Here is a 23,845-nt window from a genome sequence, read left to right on the forward strand (position 1 = left end):
AATGATATTGGCGGAGGAGGCGGGATTCGAACCCGCGAGACGCTCACACGTCCACACGATTTCCAATCGTGCGCCTTAAGCCACTCGGCCACCCCTCCGTATAAGATGGAATAGGCAAAGAATACCTAATTCTTATCATTAAGACAAGTCAGTTTTCATTTTTTATGATCCAATTGTAAAATAAACGATGTTGTCATAGTGATGTATGCAATTTGATAAAAGAGTTATATCCTAATTTTTCAGATTTTTTTTCAGAATGTGCTGAATACAAAACATATGATATAGATGCGTGGAAATTTTATGAGTTCTTTAGAAAAGAATTCCATAATTTAGACTTACGCCCACTCATTGATGCTAACAATTTTTACGCATTAAGATTGAGCGATATATTAGCTGATAAAGTTAATCCATAAGATTAAGGGCTGTTAACATTTCACTAAGAACCTATACCTTGCAATGTAACATGTTGAAAAACAAATGAATTCGTCATTGCGAAAATACCTGAGTGCTTGCACGAAGGTGTTTGTGGCAATCCACACTTGAATCTTATGATAAATATAAAGTATGGATTGCCACAAACAGCCTTGCGTAAACGCTCGGCTATTTTCGCAATGACGAAGTCGTTGAATTTTATCTCTCCACACTCACACTCAAGCCATCCTCTGCCACATCGACATTCACAATCGATTGATCGGGAATGTTGCCTTTTAAGATTTGCTCAGCCAATGGGTTTTGAAGATAGTTTTGGATAACGCGTTTTAAGGGTCGTGCGCCATAATGCGGATCATAGCCTCGGTTCGCCAGCCATGTATAGGCTTCATCACTCAAACTCAAATCAATATGTCGATCTTTAAGACGTTTGATCAATAAATCAATTTGAATTTTAACGATCTGCGTCATATTGTTCCGGGTTAAACGATGGAACATTAAAATTTCGTCGAGTCTATTGAGGAATTCTGGTCTAAAAGCTCCTCGGACCACTTCCATGACATTGTCACGTGTTTGAGCACCAATGCTCTCGCTTTCTTCTTGCACCAAAAAGTCACTGCCCAGATTTGACGTTAATATAATCAATGTGTTTCTAAAATCAACTTTACGCCCTTGGCTATCGGTGAGTTTTCCGTCATCGAGTACTTGCAGCAGAATATTGAACACATCCTTATGTGCCTTTTCGACCTCGTCAAAAAGAATGACTTGATAGGGTCTGCGACGTACAGCTTCCGTCAGTGTGCCGCCTTCTTCATAGCCAACATAACCGGGAGGCGCACCAATTAAGCGCGACACAGCATGTTTTTCCATATATTCGGACATATCAATCCGAATCATGGCGGCTTCATCATCAAATAGAAAGTGTGCAATGGCTTTTGATAATTCTGTCTTGCCGACACCCGTTGGTCCTAAAAACAAGAACGAACCCATCGGTCGATTGGGGTCCTGAAGACCTGCGCGCGCGCGACGAATTGCATTGCTGACTGAAGTGACTGCTTCTTCTTGGCCAATAACGCGTTTGGATAAATACTCTTCCATTTGGATTAATTTTTCACGTTCAGATTCCATCATCTTTTCAACGGGGATGCCGGTCCAACGCGAAACGATCGCTGCAATATCGTTTTCATTGACGACTTCATTCAGTGAAGACGTGCTTTGCGCTTGTTTGATACGTTGCTCAAGTCCTGGGATCACGCCATACATCAATTCACCAGCACGTGCAAGATTGCCTTGGCGTTGTGCAATATCTAATTCTGATGTGGCTTGATCAAGTTTTTCTTTTAAGTTTCGACTTTGATTGAGTGTTTTTTTCGCTTCGTCCCAAATTTCTGTTAATTTTTGGGATTCGCTTTCAAGCTCTTTTAATTCACCCTCAATTTTGAGCAATCGATCTTTTGAAACTTGATCATTTTCTTTTTTCAATGCTTCTTGTTCAATTTTCAACTGAATGATTTTACGATCCAGGCTATCAATGTCTTCTGGTTTCGAATCCACTTTCATGCGGATACGACTCGCTGCTTCATCCACCAAATCAATCGCTTTATCCGGTAAAAAACGATCTGTTATGTAGCGATCGGATAAAGTAGCTGCAGCAACAATAGCTGCATCCGAAATACGAATCCCGTGATGCAGTTCGTATTTTGGCTTAATGCCACGTAGGATCGAAATCGTTTCATCCACATTGGGTTGCGACACATAAACGGATTGAAAGCGACGTGCTAAAGCGGCATCTTTTTCAATATGTTTGCGATATTCATCAAGGGTTGTGGCGCCTATACAATGGAGTTCACCACGTGCTAAAGATGGCTTTAGCATATTGGCGGCATCCATAGCACCTTCGCCGGCGCCGGCGCCTACAAGCGTATGTAATTCATCGATAAATAAAATGACTTGGCCAGCGAGCGTATTCACTTCAGTGAGCACTGCTTTAAGGCGTTCTTCAAATTCACCGCGGAATTTTGCACCTGCAATAAGGGCACCTAAATCCAAGACAAGTAACTTTTTATCGCGCAACGAATCCGGCACATCATTGTTGATAATACGTAAGGCGAGACCTTCAACAATAGCCGTTTTACCGACACCTGGTTCACCAATAAGCACGGGATTATTTTTTGTTCTGCGGGATAACACTTGAATCGTGCGTCTTATTTCTTCTTCACGACCAATAACAGGATCAAGTTTACCATCACGTGCTGCTTGCGTTAAATCGCGTGTGAATTTTTTGAGTGCTTGATAAGATGATTCAGCATTGGCATTTTCGGCATTATGTCCTTGGCGTAAGGATTCAATCGATTTATTTAATTTTTGGGCTGTAAGTCCCGCATTGCTTAAAATTTTATGACTTGGTGTATTGGGTGTTATTGTGAGTGCTAATAAAAAACGTTCAGCTGTTACATATTTATCTTTCGCTTTTTTAGCCAATTCTTCGGCAGCTACAATAACGCGAGATAAATCCGGCGACACATAAACTTGCGCATTGCTGCCTTGCACTTCAGGCATTTTTTTAAGTTCAATTTCAATGTCGCTTTTAATGCGCGGATAATCAGCGCCCGTTGATGTAATAAGATCTTCCGCCAAATGATCTTCATCATCGATGAAGGATTTAAGAAAATGCTCTGGCGTAAATTGCTGATGATTGCGCTTAATGGCTAAAGATTGGGCGTTTTGAAGTAAATTTCGTGACTTATCGCTGAATGATTCAAATTGCATTTTATGCTCCTTTGGGAACTATGAAACCTGAACTCGGAAATTAAAAAACACTTAACAAAAATACAAGCGTTTGAATTAAAAAGAGAAACAAAGAACCTCGTCGTTGCGAGCAGCGAAGCTGCGCGGCAATCCAGTTAAAAAATCAACACTTAGATTGTGTTAGACGTTTTTTCTGGATTGCTTCTTCACCCCATTTAATTTGGGGTTCATCGCAACGACGGAACTATTAGGTTTTCTGTAACTCTAGCTGCCTAGTTCGAGTTACCAATCAATTATATATTAAAGATAAGCCACAAGGATTTTTTAGCAAGGGGGAGGGTGATATTTTTTGGTTGAAAAAAGAGGGGAGTTTTACCTCCCCCCTAAATTATAAGTCTGTACCACTTTTATTGATTTTTGATCAAAAACTTTTAACATAAATCATCATCTGTTACTTCGATTTTGTTAAATTTTTTGTCTTTAATTTCGACAGATTCTTTTTCTTCGTCATTTTCATCATCTTTTTTCATACTCTTTTTTTTATTTTCTTCTTTTTCACGTTCATAATCTTGATAAGCAAGATCAACATTAAATGAATCGACTTGGTCTTTGTCTAGATGATAATAATATCCAGCAAGATGTGTTACATATTTATCGACAATATCCTTTAGAACACGAACACCAGGTAAATTGTTATTTAAAACAATTTTTTCTAGAATTTCAGTATCTTCCGGCGTTATTTGACGTTCCATACGGTAATTATAAAGGCCTTCATTAAAACTATTGACTGCTATAATATCTTGTTTATCCTTGGGAACATCTGTAAAATTTATAATGCGTATTCTATCAAGGATGGCTTCATCTTCGGGTAGTTTATTGCCTGCCATAATAATAATGGTAGATGACATATCAATATCCAAGCCTTGGATTTTACCAGATCCATAAAATTCTTGTTCTTTTTCGCAAACGCTTACGAAGAAATCTCTGAACGCATCTTTATGTTTATAGGACTCTTTCAAGCAACAATCAAATTCATCGATAAACAAGATATTGTTTTTATAGTTATTTTTTTTATGTGTAAATAAATTCAGCATTAATTCTGGTTCATCTGGTCCAATAAATTGAGAAATCATATCCTTTGCTTTAGAAGAAGATGGCTTGAAATACGTCATTGAAAGCTCTAATATTTTAGCAATTTCTTGCGCTAAATGGGTCTTTCCTGTGCCTGGAGGTCCATAAAAACAAATAATAGTTTTTTTAGGTTTGCGTGAATTAGAAGCAAGGACGATTTCTTTGATTACTTTTTTGATGCTATCTTTAGTATCTTCGCGATATGTTTCAAGAAGTGCATCAAGTTTTGGTTTAATGGTTTCATACGCCAATCTTTTAACCTCTACAGGTAATTGATTTATAAGCTTCATTCTTTTAACGAACTCTTCTCCTTGTTGCACAGTTTCGGCGCCGAATTTAGCCAAAAAAGTATAATGATTGAAAGCTTGATAAAATTTACTTTTTGTATTTTCTGTAATTTGGTTGTTCGCAAATCGTTCATCTATTCTTTTTTTGTATTTTAATATTTTAGCAAAATCACTTGATTGCCACGATATTGGTAGAAATTTTTGTTTGAAGGTTGAGAGTCCAGTTTGAATCTGTGTGCTGAAAAGATTGGCAGCTAAAAAAGAACCACCTAATCCCTGAAATCCTGTGCTTATAGCCTCAGCAATCGAAAATCCAATTTCAGGATCGCTACTATACCATTGATATCCCAAAAATAAAGTTGCGGGTATCACATATGGAAGTACAGGCATGATTTTATTGCCAATTTTTTTTGCTGTTGTCGTAACAGGCTTCATAAAATTTTCTAATTCACGACAATCACCACGTTCGATGTGTCCAGGTGGTAATAGAAATTCACTTTCGAGATTAAAGGGAGCTGTATCCATATAGTTTGACATGTCAATTTCAATGTGATTCTTTTTGTTATCTTCAGCTTCCTGTTTTTCCGAATTTATTGAGTTATGATGTCTCTTCATCGCATTTACAGGCTGATGAACGTTTATATATAAATTAAAGGAAAGAAAAAAAATAAATATTTTCTTCATATTAAATCTCCATAAAATTAAATAATGACCACAATTTTTATAAAAAAATTTTGCTTTAAACTTTAAAACAAATTTAATGTGATATAAAATATTCTTATAATTTATACTGTTATTCAATTTTATAAAAAATGTAATTAACAAAAATATATATATTTTGTTTTATAAAGTCAATAAATATAAATTATTTTTATTACTTAATTCAAAAAAACATATATTATGTGTTTAATAAAAACATAAATAATCGTCGATAAAAATTTTTAATAAGATTTTCATATGTAGACAAGCAATATAATATCAATTATAGGGTTAATATCAAAATTTTATTATTTTAGGGCTTGATAATATTCGTATCCCCTTTACGCTGGATATAATATTGTTTTTTGGAGAAAGTCAGATGCATCGAATTTTAGCGTTTTTTGTTCTCGCATTAAGTACAAACCAATGTTTTTCAAATCTTGAAGATTATGTTGAGCGAGAGTTTGACCGAAATAGAGAGCAATACGGATGTATCAAAGATCTTGATTTTGGATATAAAGAATCAACTCGTTTTATGAAACTTAGTGAGATTGGTCTTAATCTTATAGTAGAAAAACAAGATGCATTAAACAGTCTTGAATCCTTAAATCTTAGTGGAAATAATATATCTGAAATTGTAGTGCATGATTTTATAGAAAAATTAGTTAGTTTGACGCCAAATCTCAAAAAAATAAATTTATCATTTAATCGTATTGGATTTATGGGGGCGTCAATCATCGGTAATGTGTGCCATCAATGGAAGCAACTTGAAGATTTACATTTACGTGAAGCAAAAATTGATTCAATGGGGTTGCACGCTCTTTTCATTAAATTATCTAAACACCCAAATCTGAAACATCTTGATATTGCTTCAAATGCATTTTTTAATGAAGAATCAGCGTATAAATTGGGACATCGGTTTGCAGCTTTTAAAAATCTTAACTCGATTTCTTTCGAAGATTTGGGTTTAACAGATATGTTGATGGATGCATTTTTATTAGGCATGGATCATTACAAAATGTCAGGACCTACAGAATGTGTTATGCCGTTAAAATCAGTCAATTTTGGAAACAATATTAAGTCGTTGAATAGCATATTAAAGTTTATGAGTAGGTTAGATCATACTTATCAGTTTGTTTTTTATTGTCAAAAAAAGAAATATACAATGAATAAAGAAAATCATACCATTAAAAGCAAAGAAAAATATTTACTTAAAATTTATCAACAAAAAAATGATGAAAGTAAAAAAATGGTAAAACAGAAGCCAATAATTAATCTTAAATCTAATTTATGATTTTCAAAAATTAGGATGTGAAAAAAATTATTAATCCAATAAGTAAGAAAATCAAATTTTCTTGACAGGAAAGTATTTGTTCTATACAAATTTTTTAATTGTTTAAAATAAAACAACATAATATACCCATGTAGATATGCTTAAATATCTTTATTAAAAGAGATTTAAAATGGAAAATTTTTGCGTTGCACCTTTTTTAGAAGGCTGCGGATCAAGTGCTGGACTCATCATTGCCATTGGTGCGCAAAATGCTTTTGTGCTGAAGCAGGGTATTCTTAAAAATCATGTTTTTGTGACCGCTTTTATATGTGCTGCTATTGATGCATTGCTCATTGCATTAGGTGTAGGCGGTTTTGCTAAATTATTAACATCAAACGTTTATCTTCTTGAATCAGCACGTTGGGGTGGTGTTATTTTTCTGGGTTATTATGGTTTCAGGTCATTCAAATCGTCGTTTTCTGGACAAGCACTTAAAATAATGAGCGATGAAAATAGACCAAGTTTAAAAATAACAATTTTAACTGTTTTAGCCCTCAGTCTTTTAAATCCGCATGTCTATCTTGATACTGTTGTTTTGCTGGGAAGTATTGGGGCACAATTTCCTGAAACAGAACGCTTTTTCTTCGCAATGGGTGCTATGTCCATTTCGTTTATTTGGTTCTTTAGTCTTTGTTACGGATCGCGCTATTTAGCGCCTCTTTTTCAAAAACCCTTATCTTGGAAAATATTAGATTTCTTTATTGGATGCGTCATGTGGCTTATTGCACTTTTCCTAATATTCTGGAATCAAACACCAAATTGTAATTTGTGAATATTATTACATTAACAAGATGAAATGTTAAAATTCTTCAGTCGTTAATTCTGTTACAAAACCAGATAATCCTGTTTGACGTCTTCGTTTTAAACGTTCTGATTTTAGAATAGAGAGTGCATTATTGATGCTTTGCTCTAAATCCTCGTTCACAATAACGTAATCATATTCAGCCCAGTGGCTCATTTCGCTTTTAGCGCTTGCCATGCGCAAATCAATAATTTTGTCGCTATCTTGTGCGCGTCTTTTAAGGCGTTCATGTAAAGCTTGAATGGTGGGCGGTAAAATGAATATGCTGACAAGATCTTGAGGATTGATCTGACATAATTGCTGTGTCCCTTGCCAATCTATATCAAATAAAACATCTTGACCCTGATGAAGGGCGCGCATTACAGGTCCTTTGGGCGTGCCATAATAATTTCCAAACACTTGAGCATGTTCTAAAAATTCACCATGCTGAAGCATTTCCTGAAATCTAGGCACGGTAACGAAATGATAATCAACATCATTAATTTCATTTTCACGTTTGGGGCGTGTGGTTGCAGAAATAGAAAGTGATAAATTAGGGTCTCGTGTGAGCAAACCATGTGCAATAGAGCTTTTACCAGCGCCAGACGGAGAAGACAAAATGAACATCATGCCACGACGTTTGAGTTTGTTGTGCTCAATATCATGAATCTGAGTCATTTCTTCATCCTGAAACTTAAGTTTACGCATTTTTAACCACACATTTATAAATTATACATATCATACACCATTTTTTTATTTTTTTTGAAGCAAAAAAGTTTAAAATCGTAAATAGGAAAGAAAATCGCACAATAAAGAAAAAAATAAAAATGGAACAAGTTAAAAAAAAATCACCCTTTTTCGATCAAAAATCATGGAAAACTTTTTTTCTTTCTATTGTTGAAAAAGTACAAAATTTTTTTAAACCCGTTAATAAAGATATTATTCAGCTTAAAGTTGATTATGGTATGATGCCAACACCTGATAATTCCTATATACGATACGCAAAATATTATTACCCCATTAAAAATTATCACAAAGGGACAATACTAACATTAACAGGTAGACGAGAATTTATAGAAGAATACAAAGAAGTTAATTTAGATTTTTTAAATAGATCATATAAAATTTTTACATTTGATTGGCGTGGTCAAGGTGGTTCTAAACGCACTTTAAGTGATTCAGAAAAAGGTCATATTGATGATTATAGCACTTATATTAAAGACCTTACCCAATTTATAAATCAAATCGTTTTACCTGATCTTGAAACCCCTTTATATATTTTTGCGCATTCTATGGGTGGCAATATAGCTTTACGCTATGTTTTGGAGCAATTAATTACACCTGTAAAAGGTATTATTCTTTCAGCGCCCATGGTTGACATAAGAACGGCGCCCTATCACCCTAAAGTCGCGCGCGCGCTTTCTAAAGCCATGATGCTAACAGGATATAGAGAAAAATATATTTTTGGTGATAAATTGAATGGCCCAGAATTTGAACCATTTGAAGAAAATCCTTTTACACATGATGCCGACCAGTTTTCGAAAAGACGCAAAATTCAAATGAAACATGATCAATATCTTGTGCGTGGCTACACTTTTGGATGGCTTGAAGCCACTTTTAAATCAATTGCAGCTCTTCATAAATTATTAGAAAATAAAAAAATTGATATGCCAATGTTGCTTTTAAGTCCTGAAAATGATCCTGTTATAAAAAATGAAGCATATAAAGATATTCTTAAAACATTTACCAATGGCCAAATAAAAATATATCCCAATACAAGACATTGTCTTTTAGATGAATCTACAGAAACACGTAAAAATATTTGGACAGATATAGATGCGTTTTTACATGTTGTTAATCCTATCAAAAATTAAATACTATATTTGTAATGTTTATTTAAAAATACCAATAGACGTTTTATTGACTTTTATATGTTGTATGGGTAGCATTGCTGACTTAGTTTATAAATAGACATATTATTAGGATTATTAAATGAAAAAAATATCATTGCTTACTGCTATTTTTACTTTTTATTTACAGTCACTTAATGCAGTTACGATCGTTTCAAAAGATGGAAAAGATCACAATATTACTTTTGATAATAATGTATGTATTACATTGCCCTATTTTTTGGATATTCAACCAACGCAAGATGAAAAAGGAATTATAATTTCCGACAAAGAAAATCTTGATTCTATCGATTATCAAGGGATGACTAGATTTAGAGATATATTTGGCGTTCAATATAATCTTATAAATATGCCTAAATATAATAAATTTTTTATAATACCTGAAAGTATTGAGATAAAAAAAGAAAACAATTCGTTGATTGTTGAAGAAAAAAAAGAAAATAATAATGAAATTGGTCTTGATTTAGAGGATCTTGCGGATATTGAAAAATATAGCGATTACATTTTTAATACTAATGAAGATAATGAAGTTAATAATTCATCAAATATTCAAGAAGAATCTAGTGCTATAGACACGTCAACCGATTCTAGCGTTTTATTAGAAAATTATTTTACTAATTTTAGAAATGCAAAAGAAAACAGCGATGAAATGGCATTTATTTTCCTTAAATATACATTAAAAGAAAATCAAAATCCAATAATTCAGCATATAGCTGAACTGCATTTAGGGGAAATGTATTTTAATAATTTAATACCAGAGTCAGAGTCTTGTAATAGATTTCAAATAACCTGCGATTTGCTAACGAAAGCCTCACAAAAATCGAATTTTCCTGAGGCGCAACATATAGCAAAAATGACTTTAGGTAGAATGTATTTAGAAGGGCTGGTGCCTGGAGAAGAAATATCCATTCAACGTCAAAAAGCTTTCTTTCTTTTGTTTGAAGCGGCCTCAAACACATCTAATTTGGAAGCACAACAAATAAGTGAGGTTTTTTTAGGAAGAATGTATTTTGAAAATCTTATATTTGCAACATATGCAGAGCATCGTTTTGAAAATGCGTTATTATATTTTTCATCTGCAAGTAAAAAAACATTTAGTTTAGCAGCACAACAAATAGCTGAAGTATTTTTAGGTCGAATATATATTGATGCTCTTGTTCCTACTGAACCTTCTCAAAACCGATTTGAAATAGCATTTAATTATTTTAATAGTGCTTATAAGAAATCTTTTGACCTTGAGGCAAAGCATTTGGCTGAAGCAATGTTAGGCAGGTTGCATTCTTTACCTTGTAAACATCCACAAAATAATTATTCTGCTCCTGTAAAAGCTGTTCAATTGTTATTAAGTGCATATTCAAACCAATATTCTTCTGTAGCGCAACATATTGCTGAAACTTTTTTGGGTATCATTAACCTTAATGAAGCAGCTTTTTTTGCTAATATGCGCGTTTCACAGGAAGAAGCTTTTCGCCTTTTAACAAATGCAAGCAATAAAACATTTGATAAGGAGTCACAGAAGCTTGCTAAAACATTTTTAGGTGGGATGTATCTTAAAGCTATGGGACCTGCAGGAAATGATCCGAATAGATTACAAAGAGCAAAGATGTTGTTGAGTGAACAAGCTGAAGATATGAGTGATGTCAATAAAAGAAACAATGCAAAAGCAAATTTAGAGCGAATGATTAGGCAAGAACAATCTAAAAATCAGTAATAATATGAAAAATCTGCTCGTGTTGACAGTATCAAATGATACTATCACTCGCATCAGGAAAAATAATTTAGTAAAAATTGATGATACACTTCTTTAAGGTGATAAATATCTTCAATTGATGCGCATTCATCAATTTGATGAATTGTTTTATTCACCAATCCAAATTCAATAACGGGGCAATGCATATGCATAAAGCGCGCATCGGACGTGCCGCCTGTTGTTGAATAAGTAGGACGATGCCCTAAAACTTGATGACAGGATTCTTGTAAAATTTGGGCTATGGTTTCGCTTTGCGTATAAAAAGCTTCGCCACTGGATTGCCATTGAAATTTATCATCAGGATCGTTCGTAAGTCCCTGAATGTGCTTTTTTAAACTCTCCGCATTATGAAGTGGGTTAAATCGTATATTAAATTGAGCTTCAATTTTAGCAGGAATAACATTATAGGCTTTGTTATTCACATCAATAGATGTTATTTCAAGATTTGTAGGTTGAAAATGCTCGGTACCTTGATCCCACTCAATTTTGGATAATGTATCTAAAAACCCGATCATTTCAGGAATCGGATTATGGGCGAGTTTTGGATAGGCGACATGACCTTGCTTACCACAAAAAGTGACTTTGCCATTTAGGCTACCACGTCTGCCAATTTTTAATGATTCCCCAAGAAAAGTCGGACAAGATGGTTCGCCTACTAAACAAGCATCAAATTTTTCGCCTCGTTTGATTAAATGATCCAAAACTTTTTTGGTGCCATTAATTGCAGGTCCTTCTTCATCACAGGTTAAGATAAGACTGATGGATCCCGTGCAGTTTTTGGATTTGATGAAAGAATGAAGGCTTGCAATGAAAGAAGCAACACAGCCTTTCATGTCGGCCACACCTCGCCCATAAAGCAAACCATTCGAGATATGGGGGTCGAATGGCGGATAAGTCCAAAGAGTACTATCTCCAGGCGGCACAACGTCTAAATGCCCTAAGAAACAAAGATGAGGTGCATTTGTACCAAATTTTGCAAAAAGATTATCGACATCTGGTGTGCCTTTTTGACTGAAGACAAAACGCTCACAAACAAATCCTAATGATTCAAGATGATGCTGACATAGATCCAACGTGCCAGCTTCAAAAGGCGTGATAGAAGGCAATGCGATTAGATCTTGTGCAAGTTTAACGGGATCAAGCATGGAACCCTCTTAATTACGTAATAATTCATTAATGCTTGTTTTAGATCTCGTTTGTGCGTCAACACGTTTTACAATCACGGCGCAATAAAGACTGGGGGCAGGTGACCCATCTTGCATAGGTTTAGAAGGTAATGTACCAGGCACCACAACGGAATAAGAAGGTACGCGGCCCATGAAAATCTCGCCTGTTTGACGATCAATAATTTTAGTCGACGCCCCTAAATAAACGCCCATAGAAAGAACTGAGCCTTCTTCAACAATGACGCCTTCGGCAACTTCAGAGCGCGCGCCTATAAAGCAATTATCTTCAATAATCACGGGATTCGCTTGAATGGGTTCAAGAACGCCACCAATACCAGCGCCGCCTGAGATATGACAATTTTTACCAATTTGAGCACATGAACCAATCGTCGCCCAAGTGTCCACAAGTGTCCCTTCATCAATATAGGCACCAATATTCACAAAACTTGGCATCAGCACGACGTTGGGGCCTATAAAGGCGCCATGACGTGCAATTGATCCGGGAACAGCACGTAATTTTGCGGATTCAAAATCTTGGCTGGTCCAATGTTGAAATTTGGTGGAAACTTTATCAAACCATGGCGCATCATCAGGGCCATTTTTTATTAAACGATTAGGATTCAAGCGAAAAGAAAGCAAAATAGCTTTTTTAATCCATTGATGCGTGATCCACTGGCCGTCTTTTTTTTCACAAACGCGTAAAGTGCCTGCATCAAGACGATCAATAATATGATCGATTTCTTGCTTAAGGGAAATATGCTCGGATGTAAGTTGCGTTCTGTTTTCCCAAGCAAGGTCGATAGATGAATTGCTCATGAAGAATTACTCCATATAAGTGTTATGTAACCACTCTGCAATATCATCGGCGATATGGTCAATATAATCTTTTTTGCAATCGGGTAAAAAGCTTTCAGGATTATTGCGCACTAACACTGTCATCATGCCAAGATCCGATGCCGGTTTTAAATTCATCGGGACATCTTCAAACATAATAGAATTTGCAGGATTAATATTATATTTTACAAGAAAGTTACTATAGGTTTCTGGCAAAGGTTTGGGAATATAATTGGCAGCCCCAATATCATAGATATGGTCGAAATGTTCTAAAATGCCTAATTTTTCAAGCATTGTTTCTGCGTGTAATTGTGGCGCATTGGTAAAAATAATTTTACGCCCTTTCAGTTTGGAAAGCGCTTTATGAAGCTTAATGTCAGGTAATACATGAGATAAGTTAAGACCACGCATTGTTTCAAATAGATCTTTAGGTTGTAAATTATGCTTCATTTTAAGGCCACGCATAATTGAGCCATAATCTTTATGCAATTCACGATAAAGGTGGATAGATTCTTCATGGGTTATTTTTAATAAATCAGCCATATAGACAACGACTTTTTCGCGCGCTTGTTCGATAATGCCAAGCGATGCTGGGTAAAGCGTGTTATCAAGATCGAAAACCCAGTTTTCAATGTTGTTTGAAGCAATCATTTTTGTATCTCGGTTATAAGTTTCGCAATAGCGCCGCGAAGAAGGTCAACGCCTTCTTTAGTGCTAGAGCTTGTGATTATTATTTGTGGAAAACACGCCACGAAATTTTTGGCTTCTTCCATCGTCTTTTCAGCGATTTCTTGCAGTTCTTGCGTTTTAACCTTATCCGATTTCGTCATCACTATTTGGTAGGATTGCGCAGAATCATCTAACAATTTCATGACTTCTTTGTCTGTTGGTTTTATACCATGACGCGCATCAATAAGTATATAAACACGTCGTAATTGTGCGCGACCACGCAAATAGATTTTGGTGAAATGTTGCCAACTTGCCACTTCTTTTTTAGCGGCTTTAGCATATCCATAACCAGGTAAATCGACTAACGTTATTCTTTCGCCTAAATCAAAGAAATTGAGCTCTTTGGTACGTCCTGGTGTATTTGACGTACGTGCTAATAAAGCGCGATTGGTCAAGGCGTTGATAAGGCTTGATTTTCCAACATTGGATCTGCCAGCAAACGCAATTTCAGGCAAGGTCGTCAGGGGCAAACCTTTTTCAGAGACAACGCCTTTAAAAAAAGTTGATTCTTGTGTAAAAAGCCAACGCCCGAGTTCTAAAATTTCGGGCGTTAAAGCAAAAATATCGTCATTATTTTCCATTTTTAGGCGCTTTTAAATGACTTAGGGTTTCCTTTGTCAATTTAGGTTTGTATTTTTTCATAATGGCCCATTGTTGTAGAATCGATAACATATTGCCCCAAGTCCAATAAATCACGAGACCCGATGGGAAATTAGCACAAACAAACGTAAAGATGAGCGGCAAGAATGCCATGATTTTTGCTTGTGTCGCATCCGTTGGTTGTGGGTTCAATTTTTGTTGTAAGAACATTGTGATACCCATCACGATCGGCCATGCGCCAAGTGTAAAGAAAGGTTCAAACGGCAATAAACCAAAAAGATTGATGATTGACGTTGGATCAGGCATTGAAAGATCATGAATCCATCCAAAGAAAGGTGCGTGGCGCATTTCAATCGATATATAAAGCACTTTATAAAGCGCGAAAAAGACAGGTATCTGGATAAGAATAGGCAAACACCCGGCCATTGGATTAATTTTTTCGCGTTTGTAGAGCGCCATCAATTCTTGGTTCATTTTCATGCGATCGGTGCCATAACGCTCTTTAAGACGTGTTATTTCTGGATTTAAATAACGCATTTTCGAAAAAGTCTTATAGGAATTATTCGCCAATGGAAATAAAGCCAAACGCACAAGAATGGTGAGACCCAAAATACAAAGACCGAAATTGCCGATGAGACCATGAAGGAAATCAAGTAAATAAAACAAAGGTTTTGTTAAGAAATAAAGCCAACCGAAATCAATTGCTAAATCAAAACGTTCGATATTATGCGTATCGGCATAACCCGCTAAAATTTTAAGCTTTTTAGCGCCTGAAAACAAAAATGTTTTGTGTTCGATAGATTGATTAGGTGCCAAATTATAATCTGGTCCTAAATAATCTGTTTGATATTTATCCTGATTATTTAAAACAGTGTGGTTAATGGTTGATTTGTATGTTTTGTCATTTTCGGGTGCTAATGCCACAAGCCAATATTTATCCGTAATACCCATCCAGCCGCCTTTGGTGTCAAAGTCGACCTTACTTTTTTTCAAGGCATCTTTATAATCTGTTTCTTTATATTTACCTTCGTAAACGCCTAAAAATCCTTCATGTAAAATAGCAGCGCCTTCAAGTGTCGGTGTGCCTGTACGCGAAATAAGACCATAAGGATATAAAATGTGATTTTGGGTCGTATTATTGATCACTTTTTGTGTAATGGTGAAAAGATATTGATCATCAACGCTAATCAATCTTTCAAAACGCAACCCTTGGCCATTATCCCAAGAAAGCGTAATGGGTTGATTTGGCACTAATGTTTCGCTTGTTGACGTCCAAATCGTGTCACTTGTAGGCAACGACGTTAATGTATGATTACCTGCTACCCAACCAAAATCAGCATAATATGGTTTTTCAGCGCCTTGTGGAGAGAATAAAGAAATGAGCGGACTATCATCAGTATTAACCACTTTATAATCTTTAAGAATTATATCATCAATAAAACCGCCTTTCAAATTGATCGAGCCCTTCATATGAGGTGTGTCGATTGTCACGCGTTTGGATAGCTTTAGCGCTTCTTCACGTGATACAATTTGCTGCACTTGTGGTAATGTTGGTGTAGAAACACCTGGCGTTGCGCCTGTTGGGTTGGTAGGTGATACAATGCCTGATTGAGCAGCTTCTTGTGCTTTTTTTTCAGCAAGCATTCGATGTTCTTGCTTAATGCGTTCTTGACGTGGTGCTTCGTAAATATAGTGAAAACCTACAAGAATACCAACTGAAAGAATGAGTGCAATAATTAAATTCTTTTGATCCGCCATTTTATACTCGTTTATTTCGTTCATTATGTTCGGGAACCGGATCATATCCATGATCCCCCCAAGGGTGACATTTCATCAGGCGTTTTGACATTAACAAAAAGCCACGTATTGGTCCATGTTTTTCGATCGCCTGAATTGCATAGCGTGTACATGTCGGATGAAAACGACAGCAAGGTCTATAGAAAGGCGAAATGAGGATTTGATAGAGCTTTAATAAAAAAATAAGGAATGATTTTAGTAAAGTTCCAAGCATGTTTTCTGTATCTTTTTTAATAGAAATATAAGCACTACTTAACAGTTTTTTTTATTTTTTCAAGGGAGGTCTCAACTTCTTTTTTAAGAAGGTCAGAATTTTGATCAATCAAAGAATGCCTTGCAATAAAAACATAATCACAAAAAGGTAAGGCTAAAGTCGGAAAAAGCTCACGAATCAAAGGTCTTAAGCGTCGTTTAACACGATTTCTTATAACCGCATTGCCTATTTTTTTGGTAACAGTTAAACCATAGCGTAAAGATTCAAGATCATGTGAAATTGCGTCTGGAAAGGGTTTATATTGAAGAATGAATGATTTAGATTTGATGCTTTTGCCACTTGTGGTCAAACGCTTAAAATCAGTTCTTTTCTTAAGGGTAGTTATCAACACATCAAGGCTTCATAAAAAATACAACTATCCAATCCTATGGCCAAATTCGTCGTCAGCTTTGCGCTTCCAGTGCTCATGTACTTAAGTACATTCCGCGCCGGTTCTCATGACTCCTCTTCAGCTAAGACATTAAGATCCTCAGGATCTTAATTATCAAGCTTCTGGAGTACTCATTCCATAGACTTTGCCTCATAATCTTGGCAGTTGGATAGAAGTTACATTTAAGGTTTTTTTGGGTGTTACTAGGAATGTACAAGCGCTTAATTTTAAGCGCTCTCAACACAGATAGCATAATCCTAATGGGTATTAGGAAACACTTATTGCGATTTTAAATTAAGCATGGCTCAAATTATGAGTCAAAATATAGGAAGCCAGAGAACTGGAACGGAATGTACTTAAGTACATGAGTACCAGAAGAGGAGGGCTGACAACTATTTTGACCATAAGATGGGCTAAGCGTTAAAATCTATGCAGAAAGTTTTCTGCGACCCTGTGCACGACGGCGATTAATAACGTTGCGACCACCTGGTGTTGCCATTCTAGCGCGAAAACCATGGCGGCGTTTACGAACGATAACGCTCGGTTGATATGTTCTTTTCATCTATAGTCTCCGTAAGCTTTAAAAGCCAAGAATCTTGAATCTATCCTTATATCTTCTTTGAGTTACTTTGTCAAATTTATTCTTCACGAAAGGCTGTTATTTAGACAAAAACTCACTTTAATTTTTTTTAAATTAGGGCTATTGATATTTCATAATAATTTTATGAAATTAACTGGAGCATATGGAAATTAATGGTTTGGATAGTAAAAAAATATTTACCACCCGTCATTGAGTGGGGCCCAAATTTAGGGGCCCTGCGGCAATTTAAAAACTTTAATTAAAAGTAAAATTTACATTTAACATTAGAAGTCTAAACATAAAACAAGGGGCTAAACCATGATGAGTTCACCGTGATTTTAACCCCTTCAATATTAACGCTTTAAATTTTCAAAAAATTCTCTGACCTTTTCAAGTCTTCGTCCTTCAAGAAACGCTCTTTCGTTGTGTTTAGGAATATCAATATCAAGTTTATTGCCTGCAATATCAAACTTTACTTTTGAACCCTTATGTTTAGTGGTCATAATAGAGTCACCAGGCTTCATATAACGTTGCGCAAGTTTCACAAACTCATCCCAGCGAACTTTTTTACGAGATTTTTTATTCATAATATTGCCTAAGATCACAGATTCTTTATCTTTAAGTTTTATTTTTGAAGATAAAGATTCATTTTTAGGAACATCTTTATTTTTTTCCTTTTTATTAATGTGTTTGTTGTTTTTTAATTCAACATGTATTTTCTTTTCAATTGTATCTGATGATAACAGTATCGTTGGCGCTTGATCTTCTTCTGAAGAACTCTCATCTGCCTCACTTGAAACAGGATCTGTTGTTAGGTCTTCTAATGCCTCTTCGTCAAGTTCATTTTGTTGTAATGTTTTCAGGTTGTTGAAGGCATCAAACAGAGGCAATACAAAATTAACTTCTTGCATCCAATTAATATTTATATTGTTTGCGCGTTGAAATAATTCAGTAACTTCAACTTGATATTGTTCAAAATCTAAAAATAAAAACATAAATATTTTTAGTGCGATAGCTTGCGTATTGTTTTGTTCAATAGATCTATCTAAATAATTTAAGATTAAATCTTTGTCTTGAGAAAGATTATGAATACCTTGAATGTGAAACAATGCTAAATTAAGCTGTGCTTTTGCATTATTGTGGGTATTGGCTGAACATTCACACCACTTGATGCATTCAGCAGAATAGGCATATCCTATTTCTGTTAAATAAGAATAGGCAATCCCCAAATCAATGGCAGCATCAACTTCACCCGCATCATAAGCGCGCATTGAAAGATCGATAATTCTAAAAAGAACATCTTTGTTTAAATCGTATTTAATGGCAGTATAAAGTAATATATGCCCCAAATTGTAGAGAGCGTCAGTGTAATTAGGCTCAATTTCAAGGCATTTTTCAAAATAAGAAATTGCTTTCCGCGTATGTTCAGGTGATTGTTCAATACCACATAAACCATCTTTATAAATTACGCCAACTTGATTAAGAATATGTTGATTGTTTGAAAATTTATGTGTAAATGCATCTAATGCATCTTCAGATAAATGATCATTCATTTTGTGTTTTGTTATCAAGCTGATGTATCTAATCGCTGAGGATTCTTGATTTATATTTGGTCTTTCATGCCCCATTTTTAATGCTTCTATATATTGATCTGTAAAACGATGATCTTCAGCGATTAAATATATCTGTTCATTTAAAGCAAGGAAGTAATTAAGTGCATCATCAGTGATATTTTTTAATGCTGCTTTTTTTAAAAAATTAAGTGCATTTGTAATTTCATTAATATGTTTTTGTGTTTCTTTTTTTTGAAAGATATTAAATTTGTTGAATTTAGTATAACTCATATACCCAGAATTATAACAAGCCAACAGATCGCCATTATGCGCCGCTTTTGTATACCAAAAATGGGCATTTTTAATATTTTTAGGATAATGCTCTGAAGCTAATTCTTTAAAATTAAAATCATATAATGCTGCCATAAAGTTTTGTGCTATATAATTTTCTTCATGTGCAAGAAAATGAACAATATCTAAGATGCTGTTATTAAGATAAGAAGGAAGATCAAATTGATACTTTGTTGCATCATTTCGTATTTCATTGACTGCATTCTTAATTAAATTGCTCGCAACAGAATCAATAAATAATTCTGAATTGCTTCTTCTTCCATAAAGATAGGACCTAAGAAACCATTGAGCCCATTCTGAAAATGCATTTTTTTTATAAAAGAAATCAGCAAGTTTTTCTTCCCCTACACCTTCTTCTGAATTCTCTATAATAAAAGCTTTTAATTTAATGAAATGGTGATTGGGGTCAAGTTTTTTAAGCTCTAAAAACCCATCGCGATCGTATAATTGTGCTGCTTGAAGATAATAATCCAGTGGCTTTTTAAGAGCTTGTTTTTTGATTAATTTTACTTTTTGGCCAGATGGTTTTTTATCTTCAATTTCAGCAATTTTACCTAGCAATATCATTGCGTGTGAATTGTTTTTTTCTGATAGTGCCTGGAGAGCAACGATAGGTTTCTTTTTGTTTTGATTGTTTGCATAAGCTATATATTGTTGAGAAGCTTTTAAATATCCAGAACTTAGATGAGTGTTAAATTCTTCTATAGTGGGGGACGTTTTAAAATCAACATCGATATTTTTTTGTTGTAAATATTTTAAATAATCATAAGCTAGCATATTACCATTTTGATGGCATTCCAAAAAAAGGGATGCTGATTCGTTATATCTTTCAGCTTCAAAAAGTTCTAAAGCTTCATGAAAGCCAGCAAAACAATTTGCAATTATTAAATAAAAAGAAATGACAAAGGATAGAATTATTTTTTTCATAGATAAACCTAACATGTTTAATAAATTATTAAATATTTTTATCATATGAAATTATTTATGTCAATTAAATTGACTTTTTAAGTAAAGTAAAAAATTTTATGAATCTTGAATCTGTCCTTATGTTTTCTTTGAGTTACTTTGTCAAATTTATTCCTTTGAAAAGCATCTTCTGCTTTTATGGATAAAGCGATTTTGGTTTACCACCGGTTTCAGGACTGAAGAATTTAAAGTCGTTAGGATTTAATTTAACGCCATGTTCTTGGCTTAAAAGGTTTACGATGGTGTCGGTGCCGTGCGCATCTGTAAGACGCCAACCTTTTAATTTTAAATTCGATTGCTCAAAATTAAGTTCAACAGTACCGCTGCCGGGATCTTTTTTCTGAACGATGCGTATTTTTATGTCTTTGTCATCTTTAATAAGGTTTGTCACGATATAATCATCGTTAAATCTAATTGTTTCATGCGCTAAAAAAGCAGCTGGTGTTGATTTTAAATCAATAGGCGTCTTTTGATCAACTTCATTATCGTAATACATTATATTGTTTCCAACACCCAAAATCATAATTTTTTGGGGTGGGGCGTAATCAAATCGAAATTTCACAGATTCGCCTTTAATGCGTGACAACAAAAAAAGACCTTTGGTTTCTGATTTTTGACCTTGGGCCGTCACAGAAATTTGTCTGAATTCTGTCTTAAGTGTATTAATATTATTGAGTGATTGTTCAATTTTTGACAGAAGAATTTTATCTTCTTCTTTCAAGGTAATCGCATGCGGCTGTAATTGTTCAGCATTAAGAACAAAATTGATGGATAAAAAAGATAGACACACAGAAAATATTTTTCTCAATTTTAAATCCTCATTTTAGAAAACGCCGTATTATAACGCTTATTATGAATTAAACAAAATTAAATTTTATTTTGAAATATATATGGGGCGATTAAACAATAGGGCTGTGTTTAAAATATATATGAATGTGTGTATTTAAATTCATCCATTTTAAAATTTTTTGATAATATGTATATATAAAGTAAAAAATTATAAACATAATATTTTTTTATGTATATACAAGTATTAATATTGTTTTTTTAATTAAAAACAACGAATAAAATATAATTTTACGTATGTTGAAAGAAGGTAGTTTGTTGTATTTTTTTGGAAAAAATGATTCTTTTGTGTAAGTATTAGCAGCTTTAATATTGCAAGGCAGCTTTTTTTAAAGTTTTTTATTGACAGTTCGTTTATGGCAGCATATATTACTATTATTATATATTATATTTCTTATAAATTTTTATACAAAGGATTCGTTATGAAAAACATAAAAAAAATACTTATTTCTACAGTATTTTCTACTATTATCTTAATAAACGCAAATGCAGCTACTAATTATGATATTTTAACACCTGATACATATGGAAATATTGTTTGGTCCAATAAAATTGATGTCTTGAATGATGGTACGCACATTGTATCAATTAATAATAATAATAAAATTGATCCTGGTGTTGATGCAGTTACAGATATTGTATCTTTGAAACAAGAAAATGTAGGCGATGTTTTTTATCTTCCTATTCCTCAGATTGAAGGGAATATGGCAAGTGAGTTTAAAAATCACCTAGTTAAAATATCTTTGCAAAAAACATCTAACGAAAATTGTTCTGTTCGAATAATAGATGGACATAACAATGAAATTCAAAAAATAATGCGTGGTAGTGTTTCTGTGGGCGATGATATATTAAATGGGAACCAGGAAGTCGTTTTTGGGTTTATATATAATGATCAACAAAATGTTCGTTTAGAATTTAGGATTGATTCAGCAGAAAAGACCTCTCTTTCTTTTTCTAAAATGATGCTGTCTATTGATACTATAAAAGATAATATTTTGGCTCAAATTTTCTTAAATGGAGGCGTACAAGTTGGAGGAGAATTACGTAAAGGTATTGAAGATACGCGTAAGGCACATGATTTTGATTCTGATGAGCTTGAGGAAGATGAAGATGACGGTTATTGGAGTGAAGATTCAGATGAAGAGAATGAGTCAAATGATCGACCATCTGTAATTCCTGCTAGCTTGTTTATACCAGTGCCATATACGGCTTCATCATCATCAGCTGCGCCTCTATCTGTTGTTCCCTCTCCTATGCGTAGGCCGTTGCCAGCTATACCCTCACCAGCTACGCACACTCACACACCAGCAACCTCAGTAGCTAATGCACCCGTCGCAAGTAATGCACCTGTTGTTGATCCAGTATTGAATAATGTTAATCTAGCAAGTAGACGTTCAGTATTTGAGCAACAAACAAATGTTAGTAACACACCTAAACTACGAATTGATCAAGCACATAAAGCAGATGAAGCTAAATTTACTCAGTTTGAAGGTGGGATAAATCCTCATATAGCGTCAATAAATGCTATTCATGGTACTATGAATGTTTTAAAAAGAGATTTTGATAACAAAGGGATAGAAATCAATCAACAAAATATACCTCAGGTAGAAGAACTAGTTCGACTTTCTAATCTTTTAAATCGTGATAATATTAATCCTAAACCGTTAACACTCATTAATGATTCTAAAAGAGCAATGGAAAAACTTAATGAGCTGATTCTTCAATTAGAAGTGCTTGAAAGAGCTATTCAACCGAAAAGACGTATTGTAGAAGAACATGTTGAAAAAATTGAAGATAAGAAACTTCTAATCGAGGATGAGGGTGCTAAACCAGGTAAAATACCGAGTTTAGAACAAAAATATGTGAAGTTGCGTTTGATTATTCGTAATGCTTTGATTAAGGCAGCTGAGTCAATTAATGGAGTGGATGATGCTTTACTTGAAATAGCGCGTATTAAAGCTGATGTTTTAACTTCTAAAGGCAGATTGCATCAAGCGCAACGATATGTTAACAGTTTGTTTTTCGCGCCTTTGCCAGCTTATGCAGGACCAGATCCAGCTTATAGACCACAACCAGTTCAGCCTGTAATTGTTCAGCCTGTTATTAGCGCTCAAATTGCACCTGAGTTGAATGTGTTGCCCGCAGATTTTGATGCGCTTAGGTATATTGGTCTGTATTCAGATTTACAAGATGCTTCTAAAAATATGAATCTAGAGCAGAAAATAAATTGGGCAAAAAATCATTATTTAAATAAAAGCATAAGTGAAAAAAGAAGGTATAAAGCCGTTGAGGTGTTGCCTGTTAGAGTTGTAAATGTGTTGCCAGAAGATTTTAATCCTCACGCATATCTTCGTTGGTATAAAGACTTGTTTGATCACGCTCAAACGCTGCATTCAGAGGATGCTAAAATAACATTTGCTCAAAATCATTATTTAAATCGTGGAAAAAACGAAAATAGAACTTATAAACCAGTGCTGCCAGCAGATTTTGATGCGCTTAGGTATATTGGTCTGTATTTAGATTTACAAGATGCTTCTAAAAATATGAATCTAGAGCAGAAAATAAATTGGGCAAAAAACCATTATTTAACTGATGGAAAAAGAGAAGGAAGAAGGTATTTATAAGGCGTTTTTTTAAGAGTAATAAAATTAGTGACGACTAATCTTATTTTTGTTGCATCTGTTGAAATTAGGAGTTGAAACACTTTTCTT

The 23,845-nt window shown here is 34.4% G+C and carries 19 protein-coding genes and 1 tRNA gene; 6 read left to right on the forward strand and 14 right to left on the reverse strand.

The features are described from left to right. Window positions 1–8: 8 nt before the first annotated feature. Window positions 9–98 (reverse strand) — tRNA-Ser (locus Q8L85_02755). A 114-nt stretch (window positions 99–212) separates the two neighbouring features. Here Q8L85_02755 and Q8L85_02760 point away from each other — a divergent pair. After that, window positions 213–413 (forward strand): hypothetical protein, encoded by a 201-nt coding sequence (locus tag Q8L85_02760; GenBank protein MDP1723602.1) that lies wholly within the window; start codon window positions 213–215, stop codon window positions 411–413. A 217-nt stretch (window positions 414–630) separates the two neighbouring features. Here Q8L85_02760 and clpB read toward each other — a convergent pair whose 3' ends face one another. Continuing rightward, on the reverse strand, window positions 631–3,198 hold the full coding sequence (gene clpB / locus Q8L85_02765; protein ID MDP1723603.1) for an ATP-dependent chaperone ClpB: 2,568 nt from the start codon (window positions 3,196–3,198) through the stop codon (window positions 631–633). Between the two features lie 410 nt (window positions 3,199–3,608). After that, the gene (locus tag Q8L85_02770; GenBank protein MDP1723604.1) at window positions 3,609–5,279 is read right to left on the reverse strand and encodes an AAA family ATPase; all 1,671 of its coding nucleotides are present in this window, start codon (window positions 5,277–5,279) and stop codon (window positions 3,609–3,611) included. A 394-nt stretch (window positions 5,280–5,673) separates the two neighbouring features. On the opposite strand from Q8L85_02770, the gene Q8L85_02775 reads away from it, so the two are divergent. Both Q8L85_02775 and Q8L85_02780 read left to right on the forward strand, forming a co-directional pair. Next, window positions 5,674–6,588 (forward strand): hypothetical protein, encoded by a 915-nt coding sequence (locus tag Q8L85_02775; GenBank protein ID MDP1723605.1) that lies wholly within the window; start codon window positions 5,674–5,676, stop codon window positions 6,586–6,588. A 169-nt stretch (window positions 6,589–6,757) separates the two neighbouring features. After that, window positions 6,758–7,399 (forward strand): LysE/ArgO family amino acid transporter, encoded by a 642-nt coding sequence (locus Q8L85_02780; GenBank protein ID MDP1723606.1) that lies wholly within the window; start codon window positions 6,758–6,760, stop codon window positions 7,397–7,399. Between the two features lie 27 nt (window positions 7,400–7,426). Here Q8L85_02780 and gmk read toward each other — a convergent pair whose 3' ends face one another. Next, window positions 7,427–8,116, reverse strand: coding sequence for a guanylate kinase (gmk, locus tag Q8L85_02785; protein MDP1723607.1), 690 nt, complete (start codon window positions 8,114–8,116; stop codon window positions 7,427–7,429). A 119-nt stretch (window positions 8,117–8,235) separates the two neighbouring features. On the opposite strand from gmk, the gene Q8L85_02790 reads away from it, so the two are divergent. Both Q8L85_02790 and Q8L85_02795 read left to right on the forward strand, forming a co-directional pair. Then, window positions 8,236–9,282, forward strand: coding sequence for an alpha/beta hydrolase (locus tag Q8L85_02790; GenBank protein ID MDP1723608.1), 1,047 nt, complete (start codon window positions 8,236–8,238; stop codon window positions 9,280–9,282). Window positions 9,283–9,400: 118 nt separating this feature from the next. After that, window positions 9,401–11,029: a hypothetical protein gene (locus Q8L85_02795; GenBank protein ID MDP1723609.1), complete on the forward strand. Its 1,629-nt coding sequence runs from the start codon at window positions 9,401–9,403 to the stop codon at window positions 11,027–11,029. A 53-nt stretch (window positions 11,030–11,082) separates the two neighbouring features. Here Q8L85_02795 and dapE read toward each other — a convergent pair whose 3' ends face one another. The 10 genes from dapE to Q8L85_02845 all read right to left on the reverse strand — a co-directional run bounded on the left by dapE (window position 11,083) and on the right by Q8L85_02845 (window position 21,096). After that, on the reverse strand, window positions 11,083–12,213 hold the full coding sequence (dapE, locus tag Q8L85_02800) for a succinyl-diaminopimelate desuccinylase (protein MDP1723610.1): 1,131 nt from the start codon (window positions 12,211–12,213) through the stop codon (window positions 11,083–11,085). Between the two features lie 9 nt (window positions 12,214–12,222). Continuing rightward, window positions 12,223–13,050 carry a 2,3,4,5-tetrahydropyridine-2,6-dicarboxylate N-succinyltransferase gene (gene dapD / locus Q8L85_02805; GenBank protein ID MDP1723611.1) on the reverse strand — a complete coding sequence of 276 codons (828 nt, stop codon included), beginning with the start codon at window positions 13,048–13,050 and terminating at the stop codon, window positions 12,223–12,225. Between the two features lie 6 nt (window positions 13,051–13,056). After that, window positions 13,057–13,719: a pyrimidine 5'-nucleotidase gene (locus Q8L85_02810; protein MDP1723612.1), complete on the reverse strand. Its 663-nt coding sequence runs from the start codon at window positions 13,717–13,719 to the stop codon at window positions 13,057–13,059. Next, on the reverse strand, window positions 13,716–14,378 hold the full coding sequence (gene yihA, locus Q8L85_02815) for a ribosome biogenesis GTP-binding protein YihA/YsxC (GenBank protein MDP1723613.1): 663 nt from the start codon (window positions 14,376–14,378) through the stop codon (window positions 13,716–13,718). The genes Q8L85_02810 and yihA overlap by 4 nt, the downstream gene beginning before the upstream one ends. Continuing rightward, on the reverse strand, window positions 14,368–16,206 hold the full coding sequence (gene yidC, locus Q8L85_02820) for a membrane protein insertase YidC (protein ID MDP1723614.1): 1,839 nt from the start codon (window positions 16,204–16,206) through the stop codon (window positions 14,368–14,370). The genes yihA and yidC overlap by 11 nt, the downstream gene beginning before the upstream one ends. Further along, window positions 16,157–16,408: a membrane protein insertion efficiency factor YidD gene (yidD, locus tag Q8L85_02825; protein MDP1723615.1), complete on the reverse strand. Its 252-nt coding sequence runs from the start codon at window positions 16,406–16,408 to the stop codon at window positions 16,157–16,159. The genes yidC and yidD overlap by 50 nt, the downstream gene beginning before the upstream one ends. A 34-nt stretch (window positions 16,409–16,442) precedes the next feature. After that, window positions 16,443–16,799 carry a ribonuclease P protein component gene (rnpA, locus tag Q8L85_02830; GenBank protein ID MDP1723616.1) on the reverse strand — a complete coding sequence of 119 codons (357 nt, stop codon included), beginning with the start codon at window positions 16,797–16,799 and terminating at the stop codon, window positions 16,443–16,445. A 466-nt stretch (window positions 16,800–17,265) separates the two neighbouring features. Then, complete coding sequence (gene rpmH, locus Q8L85_02835) at window positions 17,266–17,400, reverse strand: 50S ribosomal protein L34 (protein ID MDP1723617.1); 135 nt, start codon at window positions 17,398–17,400, stop codon at window positions 17,266–17,268. A gap of 371 nt (window positions 17,401–17,771) precedes the next feature. Beyond that, window positions 17,772–20,249: a hypothetical protein gene (locus Q8L85_02840; protein ID MDP1723618.1), complete on the reverse strand. Its 2,478-nt coding sequence runs from the start codon at window positions 20,247–20,249 to the stop codon at window positions 17,772–17,774. Between the two features lie 175 nt (window positions 20,250–20,424). Next, a complete protein-coding gene (locus Q8L85_02845; GenBank protein MDP1723619.1) occupies window positions 20,425–21,096 on the reverse strand; it encodes an outer-membrane lipoprotein carrier protein LolA in 672 nt (223 codons plus the stop codon). Between the two features lie 460 nt (window positions 21,097–21,556). On the opposite strand from Q8L85_02845, the gene Q8L85_02850 reads away from it, so the two are divergent. Next, the gene (locus tag Q8L85_02850; protein MDP1723620.1) at window positions 21,557–23,758 is read left to right on the forward strand and encodes a hypothetical protein; all 2,202 of its coding nucleotides are present in this window, start codon (window positions 21,557–21,559) and stop codon (window positions 23,756–23,758) included. Window positions 23,759–23,845: the final 87 nt, after the last annotated feature.

The organism is Alphaproteobacteria bacterium (assembly GCA_030680745.1).
Classification (GTDB): domain Bacteria; phylum Pseudomonadota; class Alphaproteobacteria; order JAUXUR01; family JAUXUR01; genus JAUXUR01.